Here is a 16,127-nt window from a genome sequence, read left to right as displayed (position 1 = left end):
GCTCCTCGTGGCAGGCTTCACCCGGTGAACTCCCCTGCCGCGAGGGGACTTTCTTTGTTTCAAGCCTTGACGGCCGTGGGGGCGGGGAGCACATTTGGCGGCACCTTGAGAGCGCTCTCAGAACCCGTCGAGGGCGCCCGCCGAGGACTCCCGCACACCCCCGTACCCGAGAGGCCTCCCCATGAGCGATTCCTCCGGCATACCCGGAAAACGCCCCCGGCGGCACCCCCTGCGGCGCGCGCTCGTCGCCGCCGTCGCCACGCTCGGCCTGGCCGCGGCCGTCGCCACGGCGGCCACCGCACCCGCCAACGCCACCGCCCCCACCCCTCCCTCGGGCTGGACCCAGCTCTTCCTGGACGACTTCAACGGCACGGCCGGCTCCGGTGTGAACACCGCGAACTGGCAGTACGACACCGGCACTTCGTACCCGGGCGGCGCCGCCAGCTGGGGCACCGGCGAGGTCGAGACGATGACCCCGAGCACGGACAACGTGGCCCTGGACGGCAAGGGCGACCTGCTCATCACGCCGCGCCGGGACGCCTCCGGCAACTGGACCTCCGGGCGGATCGAAACCACCCGTACCGACTTCCAGCCCCCGGCCGGCGGCAAGCTGCGCGTGGCGGCGCGGATCCAGATGCCCGACGTGACCGGCGACGCAGCCGCGGGTTACTGGCCCGCCTTCTGGATGCTGGGCGCCCCCTACCGCGGCAACTACCAGAACTGGCCGAGCGTCGGCGAGCTGGACATCATGGAGAACGTCCAGGGCCTGAACAAGACGTGGGCCACGATGCACTGCGGAACCAGTCCCGGCGGCCCGTGCAACGAGACGACGGGCCTCGGCAACTCGACCGCGTGCCCGAACACCACCTGCCAGTCGGGCTTCCACACCTACACGATGGAGTGGGACCGCTCGGTGAGCCCGGAGGCGATCCGCTTCTCCGTCGACGGCGTGACCTACCAGACGGTCACAGCCAACCAGATGGACGCGACGACCTGGGCCAACGCCACCAACCACGGTTTCTTCGTCATCCTGGACGTGGCGATGGGCGGCGGCTTCCCGGCGGCGTTCGGCGGCGGCCCGACCGGCGCCACGGAGCCCGGACACCCCATGGCCGTCGACTATGTGCAGGTCCTCGAGTCCTCGGGCAGCGGGGGTGGCACCACTCCCCCGCCGTCCGGCAACCGCGACGCCTACAGCGCCGTCCAGGCCGAGTCCTACGACAGCCAGTCCGGCACCGCCACCGAGACCACCACGGACACCGGCGGCGGCCAGGACATCGGTCACCTCGCGAACGGCGACTGGGCGCTGTACAAGGGGGTCGCCTTCGGCTCGGCACCGGCCACCCAGTTCTACGCGCGTGTGGCCGGCGGGGCCGCGGCCGGGGTGAGCGGGCTGGTGGAAGTGCGGCTGGACAGCCGGAGCAACGCGCCCGTCGGCAGCTTCGCCATCGGCAACACCGGCGGCTGGCAGAGCTGGAAGACGGTGCCGGCCAACATCAGCTCGGTGGTCGGCACCCACGACGTCTATCTGACCTTCAGCAGCGGCCAGCCCGCGGACTTCGTGAACGTGAACTGGTTCGACTTCGGTCACTGACCCCGACCGCCGTCCTGGGGCGAGCACCAGGACGGCACGGGGGCCCACCCCAGTGCGCCCACCCCGGCGGCCCGCGAAGCTGAACGGGTCCACGCCGGTCCGCACTTGGGAGGAACGTTGCACCTCTCCACCTCGCCGTCGCCACGCAGAACGGCCCGGTACCGCAGCAGGCTCCCGCGGCAGCTGGCCGCGGGAGTCTGCTGCGCGCTGCTGCTGAGCGGGCTGCCCGCCGCCACCGCCGCCGCTGCCGCCGCCCGGCCCCCGGTGCCGGCGCGGCACCAGGAGCACGGCCGGGGCACCCTGCTCTCCCACACGAAGCTGTACACCCTCGCGACCCCGCAGGACGCGGCGGACGAGCTGCATGCGGCCGGGTTCGCGGCCGGCACCGTGCGCCACGGCGTGGTCGCGTACCGGTTGGTCTACCGGACGGTCGACGCGCACGGGCGGCCCACCACCGCGAGCGGGCTGTTCGTCGTGCCGCTGGGGAGCGGTGCACGCCTGCGGGTGGTGTCCTTCGCCCATGGCACGGGGGTCAACAGGGACGACTCCCCGTCCGAGAAGCGCCGGGACTTCGTGTCCGCGCCGGCGATCGCGCACGCGGCGGCCGGTGCGGCGGTGGTCGCCCCCGACTATCTGGGCATGGGCGAGGGCCCCGGTCCGCACCCTTGGATGGACATCGGCTCGGAGACCACGGCATCGGTGGACATGCTGCGCGCGGCCCGCGCCTTCGCGCCCCGTACGGGGCATGTGCTGGAGCGCGAGGTGATGGTGACCGGTTTCTCGCAGGGCGCCTCGGCGGCACTGGGACTCGGCCGGGCTCTTCAGGCGGGCGAGGACCGCTGGTTCAGGCTGGGCGCGCTGGCGCCGGTCAGCGGGGCGTACGACTTCGGCGGTGCGGAGCTGCCCGCGCTGCTGGACGGCGGAGTCGACCCCAAGATGGGCGTGATGTATATGGCGTACCTGCTGGTGGCGTTCAACCGGCTCCACCACCTCTACGACACCCCGGGCGAGGTCTTCCGGGCGCCGTACGACCGGGGGATCGAGGCGCTGTTCGACGGCTCCCACACGGGACGGCAACTGGCGGCGGGCACTCCCGGCACCCTGGACGAGCTGCTGACCGGGCACGGGCGGGCGATGCTCGCGCATCCGTCCGGACCGCTGGCGGCGGCCCTGCGCACGACCGACGCCGTGTGCACCGACTGGGCGCCGCGGGCCCCCGTCCGGCTGTTCATGGCGACGGGTGACGAACAGGCCGTCACGGCCAACACCGAGCACTGCCGGGCGGCTCTGCGGACGAACGGCGTGCACGTACGGGTCGTCGATGCGGGTGCCGCCGACTACCACGGCTCCCGGCACCTGGGGTCCGAGGCCGCGGCCACTCCGGCGATCGTGCGCTGGTTCGGGGAGTTGACGCGCGGGTGAGCTGAACCCGGTGTCCGGCGGGACGTTCAGCGCAGCTCCGCCCGGAACGCGACCGGTGTCTGACCGCTGTGCAGGTGGAAGAACTTGGTGAAGTTCGCCGCGTCGGGGAAGCCCACCGCTGCCCCGACGCGGCCGATCGGCATGTCGGTGTGGGCGAGGAGGCGTTTGGCCTCCAGGACGACGCGTTTGTCGATGAAGCCCTTGGGCGTCCCACCGGTGGCGGCGCGGACGGCGCGGACGAGGGTGCGGCGGGAGTAACCGAGGGCGTCGGCGTAGGCGCTGACGCTGTGGTTGGTGGCGAAGCCGTGCTCGACGGCGTCCCGGAAGCGGGTGAAGGTGCTGTCCGTCTGCTGCCGGGTGACCTCCGCGGAGCTCGCCGCGAGGTGCGCGAGGCGCAGCAGGAACGCGGTCAGGGTGTGCCTGAGGACGGCGGCGTGCAGGCTGAGCGGGAGCGTGGCGGTGTCCTCGTACTCGCGGCGCAGCTGGTCGAGGGAGGCCTGCAGGGCGGTGAGCCGGTCCGGGTGGGGGTGCAGCAGGGGCGGGAGGTCGTAGCGGTACAGACCGGTGGCCTCGACGGTGGCCCGTGGCAGAAAGCCGGGTTGCATGGTCAGGACGGTTCCGCGGTACACGGTCTCGCGGGAGAAGCGGTGGACCTGTCCGGGGCGGATCCAGAGCAGGTCGCCGGCGCCGGCCTGGTACTCGGCGAAGTCGATCATGTGCCGTACGGGGCCGTCGGTGAACAGCATGACGACGTGGAAGTCGATGCGGTGGACGCGGTGCAGGGGGGCGTCGGCGTGCCAGGTGCGGTCGGTGCCCATGGGGCCGATCTGCATGCCGACGCCGCCGACGGCCAGTTCGGCCGGGAAGGGGAAGGTTCTGATGCCGTCGCCGTCAGGGTGAGGGGTTCCGCCTGTCATGTCCTTTTCGTGCCGTCCCTGTCGCGCGCTCGCTGTCCCAGATTCACCACAGGCTGACACACCCCGACCTTTCCTCGAAAAAGTCAGACTTTTAAGTTTGAACGCGTCAGGTCAGCAATCCCGCACTGAACGAGGACTTCTTGAAGATGACCATGCAGACTCCCGATGGTTTCGAGTGGACTGACCTCGACCGACGTGCCGTGGACACCGCCCGTCTGCTGGCGGCCGACGCGGTCCAGAAGGTGGGCAACGGCCACCCGGGGACCGCGATGAGCCTGGCGCCTGCCGCGCACACGATCTTTCAGAAGGTGATGCGTCACGATCCCGCCGACCCGGAGTGGGCCGGCCGGGACCGATTCGTCCTCTCCCCGGGCCACACCTCGCTGACCCTGTACACGCAGCTGTTCCTGTCCGGGTACGAGCTGGAGCTGGACGACCTGAAGGCGTTCCGGACCCAGGGCTCCAGGACGCCGGGACACCCCGAGTACGGGCACACCGCCGGCGTCGAGACCACCACCGGCCCGCTCGGCCAGGGGGTCGCCAACGCGGTCGGCATGGCGATGGCCGCCCGCTACGAGCGCGGCCTGTTCGACCCGGACGCGCCGCAGGGTGCGTCCCCCTTCGACCACACCGTCTGGGCGATCGTCTCCGACGGCGACCTGGAGGAGGGCGTCTCCGCCGAGGCCTCCTCGCTCGCTGGTCACCAGAAGCTCGGCAACCTCGTCCTCCTCTACGACGACAACCACATCTCCATCGAGGGCGACACCGCGACCGCGTTCTCCGAGGACGTGCTGAAGCGCTACGAGGCCTACGGCTGGCACACCCGGCGCATCGAGCCCACCGCCGACGGCGACATCGACGTGCCCGCCCTGTACGCGGCGCTGACGGCCGCGCAGGCCGAGACCGGGCGGCCCTCGATCATCGCGATGCGCACGATCATCGCCTGGCCCGCCCCGAACGCGCAGAACACCGAGGCCTCCCACGGCTCCGCACTCGGCGCGGAGGAGATCGCCGCCACCAAGCGCGTCCTCGGCTTCGACCCGGAGCAGACCTTCCAGGTCGAGGACGCCGTGCTGAAGCACACGCGCCGGGCCCTGGACCGGGGTGCCGAGGCGCACGCCGCCTGGGACAAGCGGATCGCCCAGTGGCGTACCGCGCAGCCGGAGCGGGCCCGCCTCTTCGACCGGATCGCCAAGGGCGAGCTGCCCGAGGGCTGGGAGAACGCGCTGCCGGTGTTCGAGGAGGGCAAGTCGGTCGCCACCCGCGCCGCCTCCGGCAAGGTGCTGCAGGCGCTCGGCCCGGTGATCCCCGAGCTGTGGGGCGGCTCCGCCGACCTCGCAGGATCCAACAACACCACCATCGACAAGACCAGCTCCTTCCTGCCGGCCGGCAACCCGCTGCCCGAGGCCGACCCCTACGGCCGTACCGTCCACTTCGGCATCCGCGAGTTCTCCATGGCCGCGGAGATGAACGGCATCGCCCTGCACGGCAACACCCGCGTCTACGGCGGCACCTTCCTCGTCTTTTCCGACTACATGCGCAACGCGGTGCGCCTGTCGGCGCTCATGCAGCTGCCGGTGACATACGTGTGGACGCACGACTCCATCGGCCTGGGCGAGGACGGCCCCACCCACCAGCCCGTCGAGCACCTCGCGTCGCTGCGCGCCATCCCGGGTCTGAACATCGTCCGCCCGGCCGACGCCAACGAGACCGCGATCGCCTGGGCCGAGATCCTGAAGAGGCACGCCACCGACCCCGCCCCGCACGGGCTCGCGCTCACCCGCCAGGGCGTGCCGGTGTACGCGCCGAACGAGGACGCGGCCAAGGGCGGCTATGTGCTGCGCGAGTCCTCGACCGAGGTCCCGGAGGTGATCGTCATCGCGACGGGTTCCGAGGTGCAGCTGGCCGTGGCCGCGCGGGAACGGCTGGAGGCCGAGGGGATCGGCACGCGGGTGGTGTCGATGCCGTCCGTGGAGTGGTTCGAGGAGCAGCCGCGCGAGTACCGCGAGCGGGTGCTGCCGCCGGCCGTGAGGGCCCGGGTCGCCGTCGAGGCCGGGATCGGGCTGACCTGGTACCGGTTCGTGGGCGACGCGGGACGCATCGTCTCCCTCGAGCACTTCGGCGCCTCCGCCGATGCCAAGACCCTGTTCACCGAGTTCGGCTTCACCCCCGAGAACGTCGCCGCCGCGGCCCGCGAGTCGCTCGCCGCCGCGCGCGCCTGACACCGACGCCCGATACCGACGCAAGCAGAAAGATGATCACTGTGACCGAAGCAATCGCGACCCCGGGAGCCCTCAAGCGACTCGCCGACGAGGGCGTGTCGATCTGGCTCGACGACCTGTCGCGCAAGCGGATCACGTCGGGCAGCCTCGCCGAGCTGGTGGCGAGCGGCAGCGCCGTCGGTGTCACCACCAACCCGTCGATCTTCCAGGCCGCCATCGGCTCCGGCGAGGGCTATGAGGAGCAGCTCACCGACCTCGCCGTACGGGGTGTGACGGTGGACGAGGCAGTGCGGATGATGACGACCGCCGACGTGCGGACTGCCGCCGATATCCTGGATTCTGTATACGCCGCCTCCGCCGGCCGCGACGGCCGGGTCTCCATCGAGGTCGACCCGCGCCTGGCCCACGACACCGGGGCCACAGTCGCCGAGGCCAAGCAGCTGGCCTGGCTGGTGAACCGCCCCAACGTGATGATCAAGATTCCGGCGACCAAGGCGGGCCTCCCGGCGATCACCGAGGTCATCGGCCTCGGCATCAGCGTCAACGTGACCCTGATCTTCTCCCTGGAGCGCTACCGCGAGGTCATGGCCGCCTACCTGGCCGGCCTGGAGAAGGCCCGCGAGCACGGCATCGACCTGGCCACCATCCACTCCGTGGCGTCGTTCTTCGTCTCCCGCGTGGACACCGAGATCGACAGGCGGCTGACCGCACTCGGCACCGACGAGGCCCTCGCCCTCAAGGGCCGCGCGGCACTCGCCAACGCCCGCCTCGCCTACGAGGCCTACGAGGAGGTGTTCGGCTCTGCCGGCCATGCGGCACAGCCCGACGAGCGCTGGGTCGCCCTCGCCGGTGCCAGGGCCAACAAGCAGCGCCCGCTGTGGGCGTCGACCGGTGTGAAGGATCCCGCATACAAGGACACCCTGTACGTGGACGAGCTGGTCGCGCCCGGAACGGTCAACACCATGCCGGAGGCCACGCTGAACGCTGTCGCCGACCACGGCGAGATCACCGGCGACACGGTGTCCGGCGGCTACGCGCAGGCCCACGCCGACCTGGCCGCCGTGGAGCGGCTCGGCATCTCCTACGACGAGGTCGTCCAGCAACTGGAGGACGAGGGCGTCGCCAAGTTCGAGGCGGCCTGGCAGGAGCTGCTGGACGCCGTGGCGAAGTCCCTGAAGAGCAAGGGAGTTGACGCCCGATGACCGACAACGCACCCGCCGCCGCCCCGGCGCCCGAAGAGGCGCCGGCTCCGGTGGCCCTTCCGGGACATGGCGTCGCCGACTGGGTGAACCCGCTGCGGGACGCCCGCGACCGCAGGCTCCCCCGGATCGCCGGCCCGTCCGGGCTGGTCATCTTCGGTGTGACCGGTGACCTGTCCCGCAAGAAGCTGATGCCGGCCGTGTACGACCTGGCCAACCGGGGTCTGCTCCCGCCGGGCTTCTCCCTCGTCGGGTTCGCCCGCCGGGACTGGGAGGACCAGGACTTCGCCCAGGTCGTCCACGACGCGGTCCGCGAGCACTCCCGCACCCCGTTCCGCGAGGAGGTGTGGCAGCAGCTCGCCGAGGGCATGCGGTTCATCCCCGGTGACTTCGACGACGACACCGCGTTCAAGCAGCTCAAGGACGCCGTCGACGAGCTGGACGCCTCCCGCGGCACCGGCGGCAACTTCGCCTTCTACCTCTCGGTGCCCCCGAAGTTCTTCCCGAAGGTCGTGCAGCAGCTGAAGAAGCACGGCCTGGCCAGCCCGCCCCAGGGTGCCTGGCGGCGCGCGGTCATCGAGAAGCCGTTCGGGCACGACCTGGACAGCGCCCGCGACCTGAACGCGATCGTGCACGAGGTGTTCGAGCCGGACCAGGTGTTCCGGATCGACCACTACCTCGGCAAGGAGACCGTCCAGAACATCCTGGCGCTGCGCTTCGCCAACCAGATGTACGAGCCCATCTGGAACCGGTCGTACGTCGACCACATCCAGATCACCATGGCCGAGGACATCGGCATCGGCGGCCGGGCCGGCTACTACGACGGCATCGGCGCCGCCCGTGACGTCATCCAGAACCACCTGCTGCAGCTGATGGCGCTGACCGCCATGGAGGAGCCGATCGCGTTCGACGCGGAGGCGCTGCTCACCGAGAAGCTGAAGGTGCTGAAGTCGGTGCGGCTGCCGGAGGACCTCGGCAAGCACACCGTGCGGGCGCAGTACGCGGAAGGCTGGCAGGGCGGCGAGAAGGTCGTCGGCTACCTCCAGGAGGACGGCATCGACCCCGCGTCGAAGACCGACACCTTCGCCGCGGTCAAGCTGGGCATCGACAACCGCCGCTGGGCGGGCGTCCCCTTCTATCTGCGCACCGGCAAGCGTCTGGGCCGCCGGGTCACCGAGATCGCGGTGGTCTTCAAGCGCGCCCCGCACTCCCCCTTCGACTCCACCGCGACCGAGGAGCTGGGCCAGAACGCGATCGTCATCCGGGTCCAGCCGGACGAGGGCATGACCGTGCGGTTCGGCTCCAAGGTGCCGGGCACCTCGATGGAGATCCGGGACGTTTCGATGGACTTCGCGTACGGCGAGTCGTTCACCGAGTCCAGCCCGGAGGCGTACGAGCGGCTCATCCTGGACGTGCTGCTCGGCGACGCGAACCTGTTCCCCCGTCACCAGGAAGTGGAAGAGTCCTGGAAGATCCTCGACCCGATCGAGGAGTACTGGGCGGCGCACGGCCGGCCGGCGCAGTACGCGTCGGGCAGCTGGGGACCGAGGGAAGCGGACGAGATGCTCGCACGAGACGGACGGAGCTGGCGCAGGCCATGAAGATCGACCTGACCGACACCACGGCAAGCAAGATCAACAAGGCGCTGGTGCAGGGCCGCCGCGCCATCGGCACCCCGGCCGTGGGCATGGTCCTGACGATGGTCATCGTCACGGACGAGGAGAACGCCTACGACTCGATCAAGGCCGCCGAGGAGGCCTCGCGCGAGCACCCCTCGCGGACCCTGGTCGTCATCAAGCGGCACGCGCGCACCCTGCGCGACCGCACCCACTCCCGGCTGGACGCCGAGGTCCGGGTCGGTTCCGAGGCGGGCACCGGTGAGACGGTCGTGCTGCGCACCTACGGCGAGGTGTCCGACCACGCCGACTCGGTCGTCCTGCCGCTGCTGCTGCCGGACGCCCCGGTGGTCGTGTGGTGGCCGGGAGACGCCCCCGACGCCCCGTCCAAGGATCCCCTGGGCACCCTCGCCCAGCGCCGGATCACCGACCTGTACGCCGTCGAACGGCCACTGGAGGTCCTTCAGATCCGGGCGCGCACCTACGCCCCCGGCGACACCGACCTCGCCTGGACCCGGCTGACCCTGTGGCGGTCCATGCTGGCCGCCGCGCTGGACCAGGCCCGGGTGAAGGTGACGTCGGCCGCCGTGGAGGCCGAGGCGGACAACCCCAGCGCCGAGCTCCTCGGCCGCTGGCTCGAGGCCCGCCTCGGCGTCCCGGTGGACCGGGTGGTCAGCGGCGGCCCGTTCGTCACCGCTGTGCGCCTCGGCACGGCGAACGGCGAGATCGTCGTCGACCGCCCCGAGGGCCCCCTCGCGACCCTGTCGCTGCCGGGCCAGCCGCCGCGCACCCTGGCGCTGAAGGTCCGCCCCACCTCCGAACTCATCGCCGAGGAGCTGCGCCGCCTCGACGCCGACGAGATGTACGCCATCGCCCTCAAGGGCGAGGCCGCCGAGGAGAACGCCTGAGATGGCCCCGTCCGAGTTTCCTGAACTCACCCACCGGCCCGAGTGGACGGCCCTCGCCGACCACCGCGCCGAGGGGCAGCCGCAGCTGCGCGAGCTGTTCGCGGCGGACCCCGGCCGCGCCGAGCGGTATGCCGTACGGGCCGGCGACCTGTACATCGACTACAGCAAGCACCTGATCACCGACGAGACCCTGGCCCTGCTCCAGGAACTGGCCACCGCCACCGGTGTGTTCGCGCTGCGCGACGCCATGTTCCGCGGCGAGAAGATCAACCTCACCGAGAACCGGGCCGTGCTGCACACCGCGCTGCGCGCCGCGCGGGACGCGGTGGCCGAGGTCGACGGCGAGAACGTCGTCCCGAAGGTGCACGCGGTGCTGGACAAGATGGCCGGCTTCGCCGACCGGGTCCGCTCCGGTGAGTGGACCGGCCACACCGGCAGGCGGATCAGGAACGTCGTCAACATCGGCATCGGCGGCTCCGACCTCGGCCCCGCCATGGCCTACGAGGTGCTGCGCCCTTACACGGCACGGGAGTTGACGTTCCGGTTCGTTTCGAACGTGGACGGCGCCGACCTGCACGAGGCGACCCGTGACCTGGATCCGGCGGAGACCCTGTTCATCGTCGCCTCCAAGACGTTCACCACGATCGAGACGATCACCAACGCCAGCTCCGCGCGCACGTGGCTGCTCGACGGGCTGGGGGGTGACGAGAAGGCGGTCGCCAAGCACTTCGTCGCCCTGTCCACCAACGCCGAGAAGGTCACCGGCTTCGGCATCGACCCGGACAACATGTTCGAGTTCTGGGACTGGGTCGGCGGCCGGTACTCGTACGACTCGGCGATCGGCCTGTCCCTGATGATCGCCATCGGCCCGGAGCGGTTCCGGGAGATGCTCGACGGCTTCCGGCTGATGGACGAGCACTTCCGCACCGCACCCGCCGAGGCCAACGCCCCGCTGCTGCTGGGCCTGCTGGGCATCTGGTACGGCAACTTTCACGACGCCCAGTCGCACGCGGTGCTGCCGTACAGCCACTACCTGTCGAAGTTCACCGCCTACCTCCAGCAGCTGGACATGGAGTCCAACGGCAAGTCGGTGCAGCGCGACGGCGAGCCGGTGCGGTGGCAGACCGGGCCGGTCGTGTGGGGCACCCCCGGCACCAACGGGCAGCACGCCTACTACCAGTTGATCCACCAGGGCACCAGGCTGATCCCGGCGGACTTCATCGGCTTCGCCCGCCCCGTCGACGAGCTGAGCGGCGAACTCAAGGCCCAGCACGACCTGTTGATGGCCAACTTCTTCGCCCAGACCCAGGCGCTCGCCTTCGGCAAGACCGCCGAGGAGGTCCGCGCGGAGGGCGTGCCGGAGGAGCAGGTGGCGCACCGCACCTTCCGGGGCAACCACCCCACCACCACGGTCCTCGCCGCCGAGCTGACCCCGTCCGTACTCGGCCAGCTGATCGCCCTCTACGAACACAAGGTGTTCGTGCAGGGCGCGGTGTGGAACATCGACTCCTTCGACCAGTGGGGCGTCGAGCTGGGCAAGGTCCTCGCCAAGCGGGTCGAGCCCGCGCTGACCGAGGGCGCACAGGTCCCCGGTCTCGACCCGTCCACCACGGCCCTCGTCGCCGCCTACCGCACTCTCAAGAATGCTCAGGAAGTGAATCTGACATGACAGCCATGCAGTTGGGCCTCATCGGTCTCGGCAAGATGGGCGGCAACATGCGCGAGCGGATCCGCCGCGCCGGCCACACCGTCATCGGCTACGACCGCAACCCCGAGGTCTCCGACGTCAAGAGCCTCGCCGAACTGGTCGAGAAGCTGGACGCGCCCCGCCATGTGTGGGTGATGGTGCCGGCCGGCACCGCCACGCAGACCGTCGTCGACGAACTGGGTGACCTGCTCTCTCCCGGCGACACGGTGATCGACGGCGGTAACTCCCGCTGGACGGACGACGAGAGGCACGCCGCCGCCCTCGGCATCAAGGGCATCGGCTTCGTCGACGCCGGTGTCTCCGGCGGTGTGTGGGGCCTGCAGAACGGCTACGCCCTCATGGTCGGCGGCGACAAGCAGCATGTGGAGCCGCTGCAGCCGATCTTCGACGCGCTCAAGCCGGAGGGCCCGTACGGCTATGTCCACGCGGGCCGGGTCGGCGCCGGGCACTTCTCCAAGATGGTCCACAACGGCATCGAGTACGCCATGATGCAGGCCTACGCCGAGGGCTGGGAACTGCTGGAGAAGGTGCACTCGGTGGAGAACGTCCGCGAGGTGTTCCGCTCCTGGCAGGAGGGCACCGTCATCCGCTCCTGGCTGCTTGACCTCGCGGTCAACGCCCTGGACGAGGACGAGCATCTGCAGAAGCTGCGCGGCTACGCGGAGGACTCCGGCGAGGGCCGCTGGACGGTGGAGGCGGCGATCGACAACGCCGTACCGCTGCCGGCGATCACGGCCTCCCTCTTCGCCCGGTTCGCCTCCCGGCAGGACGACTCGCCGCAGATGAAGATGATCGCGGCGCTGCGCAACCAGTTCGGCGGCCACGCGGTCGAGAAGAAGGACTGAGCCGCCGTGGCCGACCTCCTGCTGGTCCGCCACGGTGAGACGGAATGGAGCCGGTCGGGACAGCACACCAGCTGGACCGACCTGCCCCTGACCGGGCACGGTGAGGAACAGGCCAAGTCCCTCGCCCCGCTCCTCACCGGCCGGACCTACGCCCTCGCCCTGTCCAGCCCGCTGAGCCGCGCGCTACGCACCGCCGAACTGGCGGGCGTGACCGGGGTCGTGCCCGACGCCGGCCTGCACGAGTGGGACTACGGCGGCTACGAGGGTGTCACCACCGCCGACATCCACCGCACCCGCCCCGGCTGGGACCTGTGGACCGACGGCGTGCCCCCCGGCCCCGCCGGGCACCCCGGCGAGTCACCGCAGCAGATCGGCGCCCGCGCCGACCGGGTGCTGGCCCGTGTCGGGGCGGCGCTCGCCGAGGACGCCGGGGACGTGGTCCTCGTCGCCCACGCCCACTTCCTGCGGGTGCTCACCGCCCGCCGGCTGGGTCTGCCGCCCGCCGAGGGCCGGCTGTTCCAGCTGGCCACGGGCACGGTCAGCCGGCTCTCCACCGAACACGGCCGGCCTGTGATCACCGAGTGGAACAGACGGCCGTAACGACTGACGGCCCGTCCGGAAGCGCGAGGCCGTGACGGCGCGCGACCGCGGCCCGGTTCACCCCTGGTGAGCCGGGCCGCGGTCGTACCCGGGGTCGCGGGCGGCGCGCACTGTGAGGAACATCCCGGCCACCGCCCCAGGAGCCGCTTCTACAATCTCCGGCACGCACAGCGAGCGTGCCGCCCCGGCGGCCACCGGCCCGGAGGACGGCGATGACCAGCGTCGAAGAACCCGTACGACCCGGGGGACGGGGGCGCGACGCGGCCCGCACCAAGGCGGAGATCCTCGACGTGGCCACGCAGGAGTTCGCCCGGGCCGGCTACGACGGCGCCCGCGTGGACGAGATAGCGGCCCGCACCCGCACCACCAAGCGGATGATCTACTACTACTTCGGCGGCAAGGAACAGCTGTTCACGGCCGTGCTGGAGCGGGCGTACGGGGTGCTCCGCGAGGCCGAGCGGCGGCTGGACGTCGAGCACCTGGACCCGGTCGCCGCGATCCGGCGCCTCGCCGAGCTGACCTTCGACCACCACGAGCGGCACCCGGACCTCGTCCGCCTGGTCAGCATCGAGAACATCCACGGCGCCGAGCACCTCGCGGCCTGCGGGAAGGTCGGGAGGACCGGCTCACCGGCCCTGGAGGTGAGCCGCCGGATCCTCGCCGCGGGGCAGGAGTCCGGGCTGTTCAGGGCCGACGTGGACGCGGTCGACCTGCACACGGTGATCATCTCGTTCTGCTTCTTCCGGGTCGCCGGCCGGCACACCTTCGGCGCGCTGTTCGGCCGGGACCTGGTGGACCCCGCCCAGCGGGAGCACTACCGGGCCATGCTCGGCGACATGGTGATCGCCTACCTGACGGCGGAGCGGGCGGCCGGCTGACCGCCGTACCCTCAAGCTCACCGCCATCGGCGGGTGAACTCCGCGCACGCTCCGACGTGGTGCACCGGCCGTCTGCGACCCGCCGTGCGGCCCGGCTCACGGGGGCGGGGGCACCGCCGCGTCGAGGAGCGGACCGAGTTCCCGTACGGCCGTGGTCAGGGGGCCTGTGTCCCGTGCGGCGCGGGCCAGCAGGATCGCCCCCTCCAGGGTGCTGATCATCAGTGTGGCGAGGGATGCGGCGCGGGCCGCGGGTACGCCCATGCCGGTCAGGGCCTCGGTGAGCGGGTTCCGCCACGCGGTGAACGCGGCGGCCACGGCCTCCTGGGTCGAGCCGCCGGCGGAGGCGCACTCGACCGTGGCGGCGGCCACCGGGCAGCCCGCCGCGAAGCCGTCCGCCGCGTACTCGTCGGTCCACTGCGCGGCCATCGCCGCGAACAGACCGCTCGGCGTCGGCTCCTCCAGTCCCGCCAGAAAACGGGCGATGCGCTTGCCCGCGTACCGTCCGGCCCACGCGACCGCCTCGTTGACCAGCTGTTCCTTCCCGTGCGGGAAGTAGTGCTGGAGCGAGCCGCGCGGTGCGCCGGCGTGCGCGGCGACCTCGCGCAGACCGGTTGCGGCGACTCCGTCGCGGCGGATGAGCTGGGCGGCGCTGAAGACCATCCGCTCCCGCGGTCCCCGTGGCGCCTCACTCATCGCGGCCCTCCGTTCCTCACGGCACCCACTCTATGACCGGCGTCATAACGGCCGCTACTATGACAGCGGTCATAGTCGGTTCCGGGAGCGGGAGGCGGTCCTCGTGCACGTCGGTTTCATCGGTCTCGGAGTGATGGGCCGGCCCATGGCGCAGCGCCTGGTGTCCGCCGGCACTCCCCTGGTGGTCTGGAACCGGACCCCGGAACGCGCCGCGTCCCTGCGGGCGGCCGGTGCCTCGGTCGCCACGGACGCCGCGGAGGTCTTCGCACGCTCCGACGTGGTGCTGCTGATGCTCGCCGACGAGGCCGCGACGGACGCCGTACTCGGCCGCGGCACCCCCGCGCTCGCCGCACGGGTCGCCGGGCGCACCGTCGTCCACATGGGCACCACCTCCCCCGAGTACTCCCAGGCCCTGGAGGCGGACGTGCGGGCCGCCGGCGGCCGGTACGTCGAGGCGCCCGTGTCCGGGTCACGCGTGCCGGCGGAGGAGGGCCGGCTGGTGGCGATGCTCGCCGGGGAGGCGGACGCCGTGGACGCCGTACGACCGCTGCTCGCGCCGTTGTGCCGGGAGACGTTCGTGTGCGGTCCCGCGCCCGGCGCACTGCTGATGAAGCTGTCCGTGAACCTCTTCCTGATCACGCTGGTGACCGGGCTGACCGAGGCGTTCCACTTCGCCGAGCGCCAGGGCCTGGACCGGCGGCTGTTCCTGGAGGTCCTCGACGCGGGGCCCATGGCCAGCGCGGTCTCCCGGATGAAGGCGCCCAAACTGCGTGAGCGGGACTTCTCGGTGCAGGCGGCCGCGCTGGACGTCCTGAAGAACAACCGGCTCATCGCCGGGGCGGCGCGCGGGGCCCGGCTGGCCTCACCGCTCCTCGACGTGTGCCACACCCTGTTCGAGGAGACGGTGGCGCAGGGGTACGGCGGCGAGGACATGGTGGCCGTACTGCGCGCGATCGAGACCCGGACCGCCGGCGCGTCGTAGCCGGTCGCCGCAGTCAGCGCTTCGGGGCGCCGTAGACCCGGTCGACGTGCAGGCGCACCACGAGGCGTCGGTCGCGCACCATCGCGGCCCGGTAGTCGTCCCAGTCCGGGTGCTCGCCGAGCACGTCCCGGTAGAGCCGGATCAGTTCCTCGACGGTCTCGTCGTGCGGGTCCCGGGCGACCGGGGACAGCTCGGCCGTGCCCTCGGCGACCGTGTACGCCCAACGGTCGGCGCTGGTGACGTGGTAGGAGGCGCGGGGATCGCGGCGCAGGTTGCGGGTCTTGGCGCGGTCGTCGGTGACCGAGATCCGGATGATCCGCTCGTCGGGGTAGTAGGCGTGGCTGACGTTGGACAGCTGGGGGCGGCCGTCGCGCTTGAGGGTGACCAGCACCCCGCCGTGGCCGTCGGAGAGGAGGTCGAGCAGCGCGTCCTGCGCGGAGTCGGGAGTCATGACTGGCTCAACCGGCCGCGACCGGCCGGGCATTCCCTCGCCACCGCATCCGGGAGTCGCGGTAGACACTGTCTACCAGAGGCTGGTAGACA

At 71.4% G+C, this 16,127-nt stretch carries 14 protein-coding genes; 11 read left to right on the top strand and 3 right to left on the bottom strand.

The genetic code is table 11. The features are described 5' to 3' along the window. Window positions 1–181 precede the first annotated feature (181 nt). Window positions 182–1,594: a glycoside hydrolase family 16 protein gene (locus ABZ624_RS05680; protein WP_360082914.1), complete on the top strand. Its 1,413-nt coding sequence runs from the start codon at window positions 182–184 to the stop codon at window positions 1,592–1,594. A 117-nt stretch (window positions 1,595–1,711) separates the two neighbouring features. Next, window positions 1,712–3,016, top strand: a complete 1,305-nt coding sequence (locus ABZ624_RS05675) for a lipase (protein ID WP_360082912.1) — start codon at window positions 1,712–1,714, stop codon at window positions 3,014–3,016. A 26-nt stretch (window positions 3,017–3,042) separates the two neighbouring features. Here the strand turns inward: ABZ624_RS05675 and ABZ624_RS05670 are convergent, their stop codons facing one another. After that, on the bottom strand, window positions 3,043–3,933 hold the full coding sequence (locus ABZ624_RS05670; RefSeq protein ID WP_360082910.1) for an AraC family transcriptional regulator: 891 nt from the start codon (window positions 3,931–3,933) through the stop codon (window positions 3,043–3,045). 146 nt (window positions 3,934–4,079) lie between these two features. Here ABZ624_RS05670 and tkt point away from each other — a divergent pair, with 146 nt between their 5' ends. From tkt to ABZ624_RS05630, 8 genes are all read left to right on the top strand, one after another. Then, window positions 4,080–6,155, top strand: coding sequence for a transketolase (gene tkt, locus ABZ624_RS05665; RefSeq protein ID WP_360082908.1), 2,076 nt, complete (start codon window positions 4,080–4,082; stop codon window positions 6,153–6,155). A 32-nt stretch (window positions 6,156–6,187) separates the two neighbouring features. Then, on the top strand, window positions 6,188–7,357 hold the full coding sequence (gene tal / locus ABZ624_RS05660; RefSeq protein ID WP_360082906.1) for a transaldolase: 1,170 nt from the start codon (window positions 6,188–6,190) through the stop codon (window positions 7,355–7,357). Beyond that, window positions 7,354–8,955: a glucose-6-phosphate dehydrogenase gene (gene zwf / locus ABZ624_RS05655; protein ID WP_360082904.1), complete on the top strand. Its 1,602-nt coding sequence runs from the start codon at window positions 7,354–7,356 to the stop codon at window positions 8,953–8,955. The genes tal and zwf overlap by 4 nt, the downstream gene beginning before the upstream one ends. Beyond that, window positions 8,952–9,878, top strand: coding sequence for a glucose-6-phosphate dehydrogenase assembly protein OpcA (gene opcA / locus ABZ624_RS05650; RefSeq protein ID WP_360082902.1), 927 nt, complete (start codon window positions 8,952–8,954; stop codon window positions 9,876–9,878). The genes zwf and opcA overlap by 4 nt, the downstream gene beginning before the upstream one ends. 1 nt (window position 9,879) lies before the next feature. Then, window positions 9,880–11,547, top strand: coding sequence for a glucose-6-phosphate isomerase (gene pgi / locus ABZ624_RS05645; RefSeq protein ID WP_360082900.1), 1,668 nt, complete (start codon window positions 9,880–9,882; stop codon window positions 11,545–11,547). Between the two features lie 5 nt (window positions 11,548–11,552). Further along, on the top strand, window positions 11,553–12,431 hold the full coding sequence (gene gnd / locus ABZ624_RS05640) for a phosphogluconate dehydrogenase (NAD(+)-dependent, decarboxylating) (RefSeq protein WP_360083219.1): 879 nt from the start codon (window positions 11,553–11,555) through the stop codon (window positions 12,429–12,431). Between the two features lie 6 nt (window positions 12,432–12,437). Then, window positions 12,438–13,031 carry a histidine phosphatase family protein gene (locus tag ABZ624_RS05635; RefSeq protein WP_360082898.1) on the top strand — a complete coding sequence of 198 codons (594 nt, stop codon included), beginning with the start codon at window positions 12,438–12,440 and terminating at the stop codon, window positions 13,029–13,031. A 212-nt stretch (window positions 13,032–13,243) separates the two neighbouring features. Next, window positions 13,244–13,909: a TetR family transcriptional regulator gene (locus ABZ624_RS05630; RefSeq protein WP_360082896.1), complete on the top strand. Its 666-nt coding sequence runs from the start codon at window positions 13,244–13,246 to the stop codon at window positions 13,907–13,909. 96 nt (window positions 13,910–14,005) lie between these two features. On the opposite strand, the gene ABZ624_RS05625 is transcribed toward ABZ624_RS05630, so the two are convergent. After that, complete coding sequence (locus ABZ624_RS05625) at window positions 14,006–14,602, bottom strand: TetR/AcrR family transcriptional regulator (RefSeq protein WP_360082894.1); 597 nt, start codon at window positions 14,600–14,602, stop codon at window positions 14,006–14,008. Here ABZ624_RS05625 and ABZ624_RS05620 point away from each other — a divergent pair. Next, window positions 14,544–15,584, top strand: a complete 1,041-nt coding sequence (locus ABZ624_RS05620) for an NAD(P)-dependent oxidoreductase (RefSeq protein ID WP_360082892.1) — start codon at window positions 14,544–14,546, stop codon at window positions 15,582–15,584. The genes ABZ624_RS05625 and ABZ624_RS05620 overlap by 59 nt on opposite strands. Before the next feature lie 13 nt (window positions 15,585–15,597). Here ABZ624_RS05620 and ABZ624_RS05615 read toward each other — a convergent pair whose 3' ends face one another. Beyond that, window positions 15,598–16,035 carry a PPOX class F420-dependent oxidoreductase gene (locus ABZ624_RS05615; RefSeq protein WP_360082890.1) on the bottom strand — a complete coding sequence of 146 codons (438 nt, stop codon included), beginning with the start codon at window positions 16,033–16,035 and terminating at the stop codon, window positions 15,598–15,600. Window positions 16,036–16,127 lie beyond the last annotated feature (92 nt).

Source organism: Streptomyces sp. NPDC007205, from assembly GCF_040634095.1.
Classification (GTDB): domain Bacteria; phylum Actinomycetota; class Actinomycetes; order Streptomycetales; family Streptomycetaceae; genus Streptomyces.
This window is presented reverse-complemented; position numbering and strand designations above follow the sequence as displayed.

What these genes read in the sequence shown, in the direction of transcription:
- ABZ624_RS05670 (WP_360082910.1), bottom strand. Translation starts at nt 3,933, where the DNA reads ATGACAGGCGGAACCCCTCACCCTGACGGCGACGGCATCAGAACCTTC.
- ABZ624_RS05620 (WP_360082892.1), top strand. Translation starts at nt 14,544, where the DNA reads ATGAGCTGGGCGGCGCTGAAGACCATCCGCTCCCGCGGTCCCCGTGGC.
- opcA (WP_360082902.1), top strand. Translation starts at nt 8,952, where the DNA reads ATGAAGATCGACCTGACCGACACCACGGCAAGCAAGATCAACAAGGCG.
- zwf (WP_360082904.1), top strand. Translation starts at nt 7,354, where the DNA reads ATGACCGACAACGCACCCGCCGCCGCCCCGGCGCCCGAAGAGGCGCCG.
- ABZ624_RS05630 (WP_360082896.1), top strand. Translation starts at nt 13,244, where the DNA reads ATGACCAGCGTCGAAGAACCCGTACGACCCGGGGGACGGGGGCGCGAC.
- ABZ624_RS05680 (WP_360082914.1), top strand. Translation starts at nt 182, where the DNA reads ATGAGCGATTCCTCCGGCATACCCGGAAAACGCCCCCGGCGGCACCCC.
- tkt (WP_360082908.1), top strand. Translation starts at nt 4,080, where the DNA reads ATGACCATGCAGACTCCCGATGGTTTCGAGTGGACTGACCTCGACCGA.
- gnd (WP_360083219.1), top strand. Translation starts at nt 11,553, where the DNA reads ATGCAGTTGGGCCTCATCGGTCTCGGCAAGATGGGCGGCAACATGCGC.
- ABZ624_RS05625 (WP_360082894.1), bottom strand. Translation starts at nt 14,602, where the DNA reads ATGAGTGAGGCGCCACGGGGACCGCGGGAGCGGATGGTCTTCAGCGCC.
- tal (WP_360082906.1), top strand. Translation starts at nt 6,188, where the DNA reads ATGATCACTGTGACCGAAGCAATCGCGACCCCGGGAGCCCTCAAGCGA.
- ABZ624_RS05615 (WP_360082890.1), bottom strand. Translation starts at nt 16,035, where the DNA reads ATGACTCCCGACTCCGCGCAGGACGCGCTGCTCGACCTCCTCTCCGAC.
- pgi (WP_360082900.1), top strand. Translation starts at nt 9,880, where the DNA reads ATGGCCCCGTCCGAGTTTCCTGAACTCACCCACCGGCCCGAGTGGACG.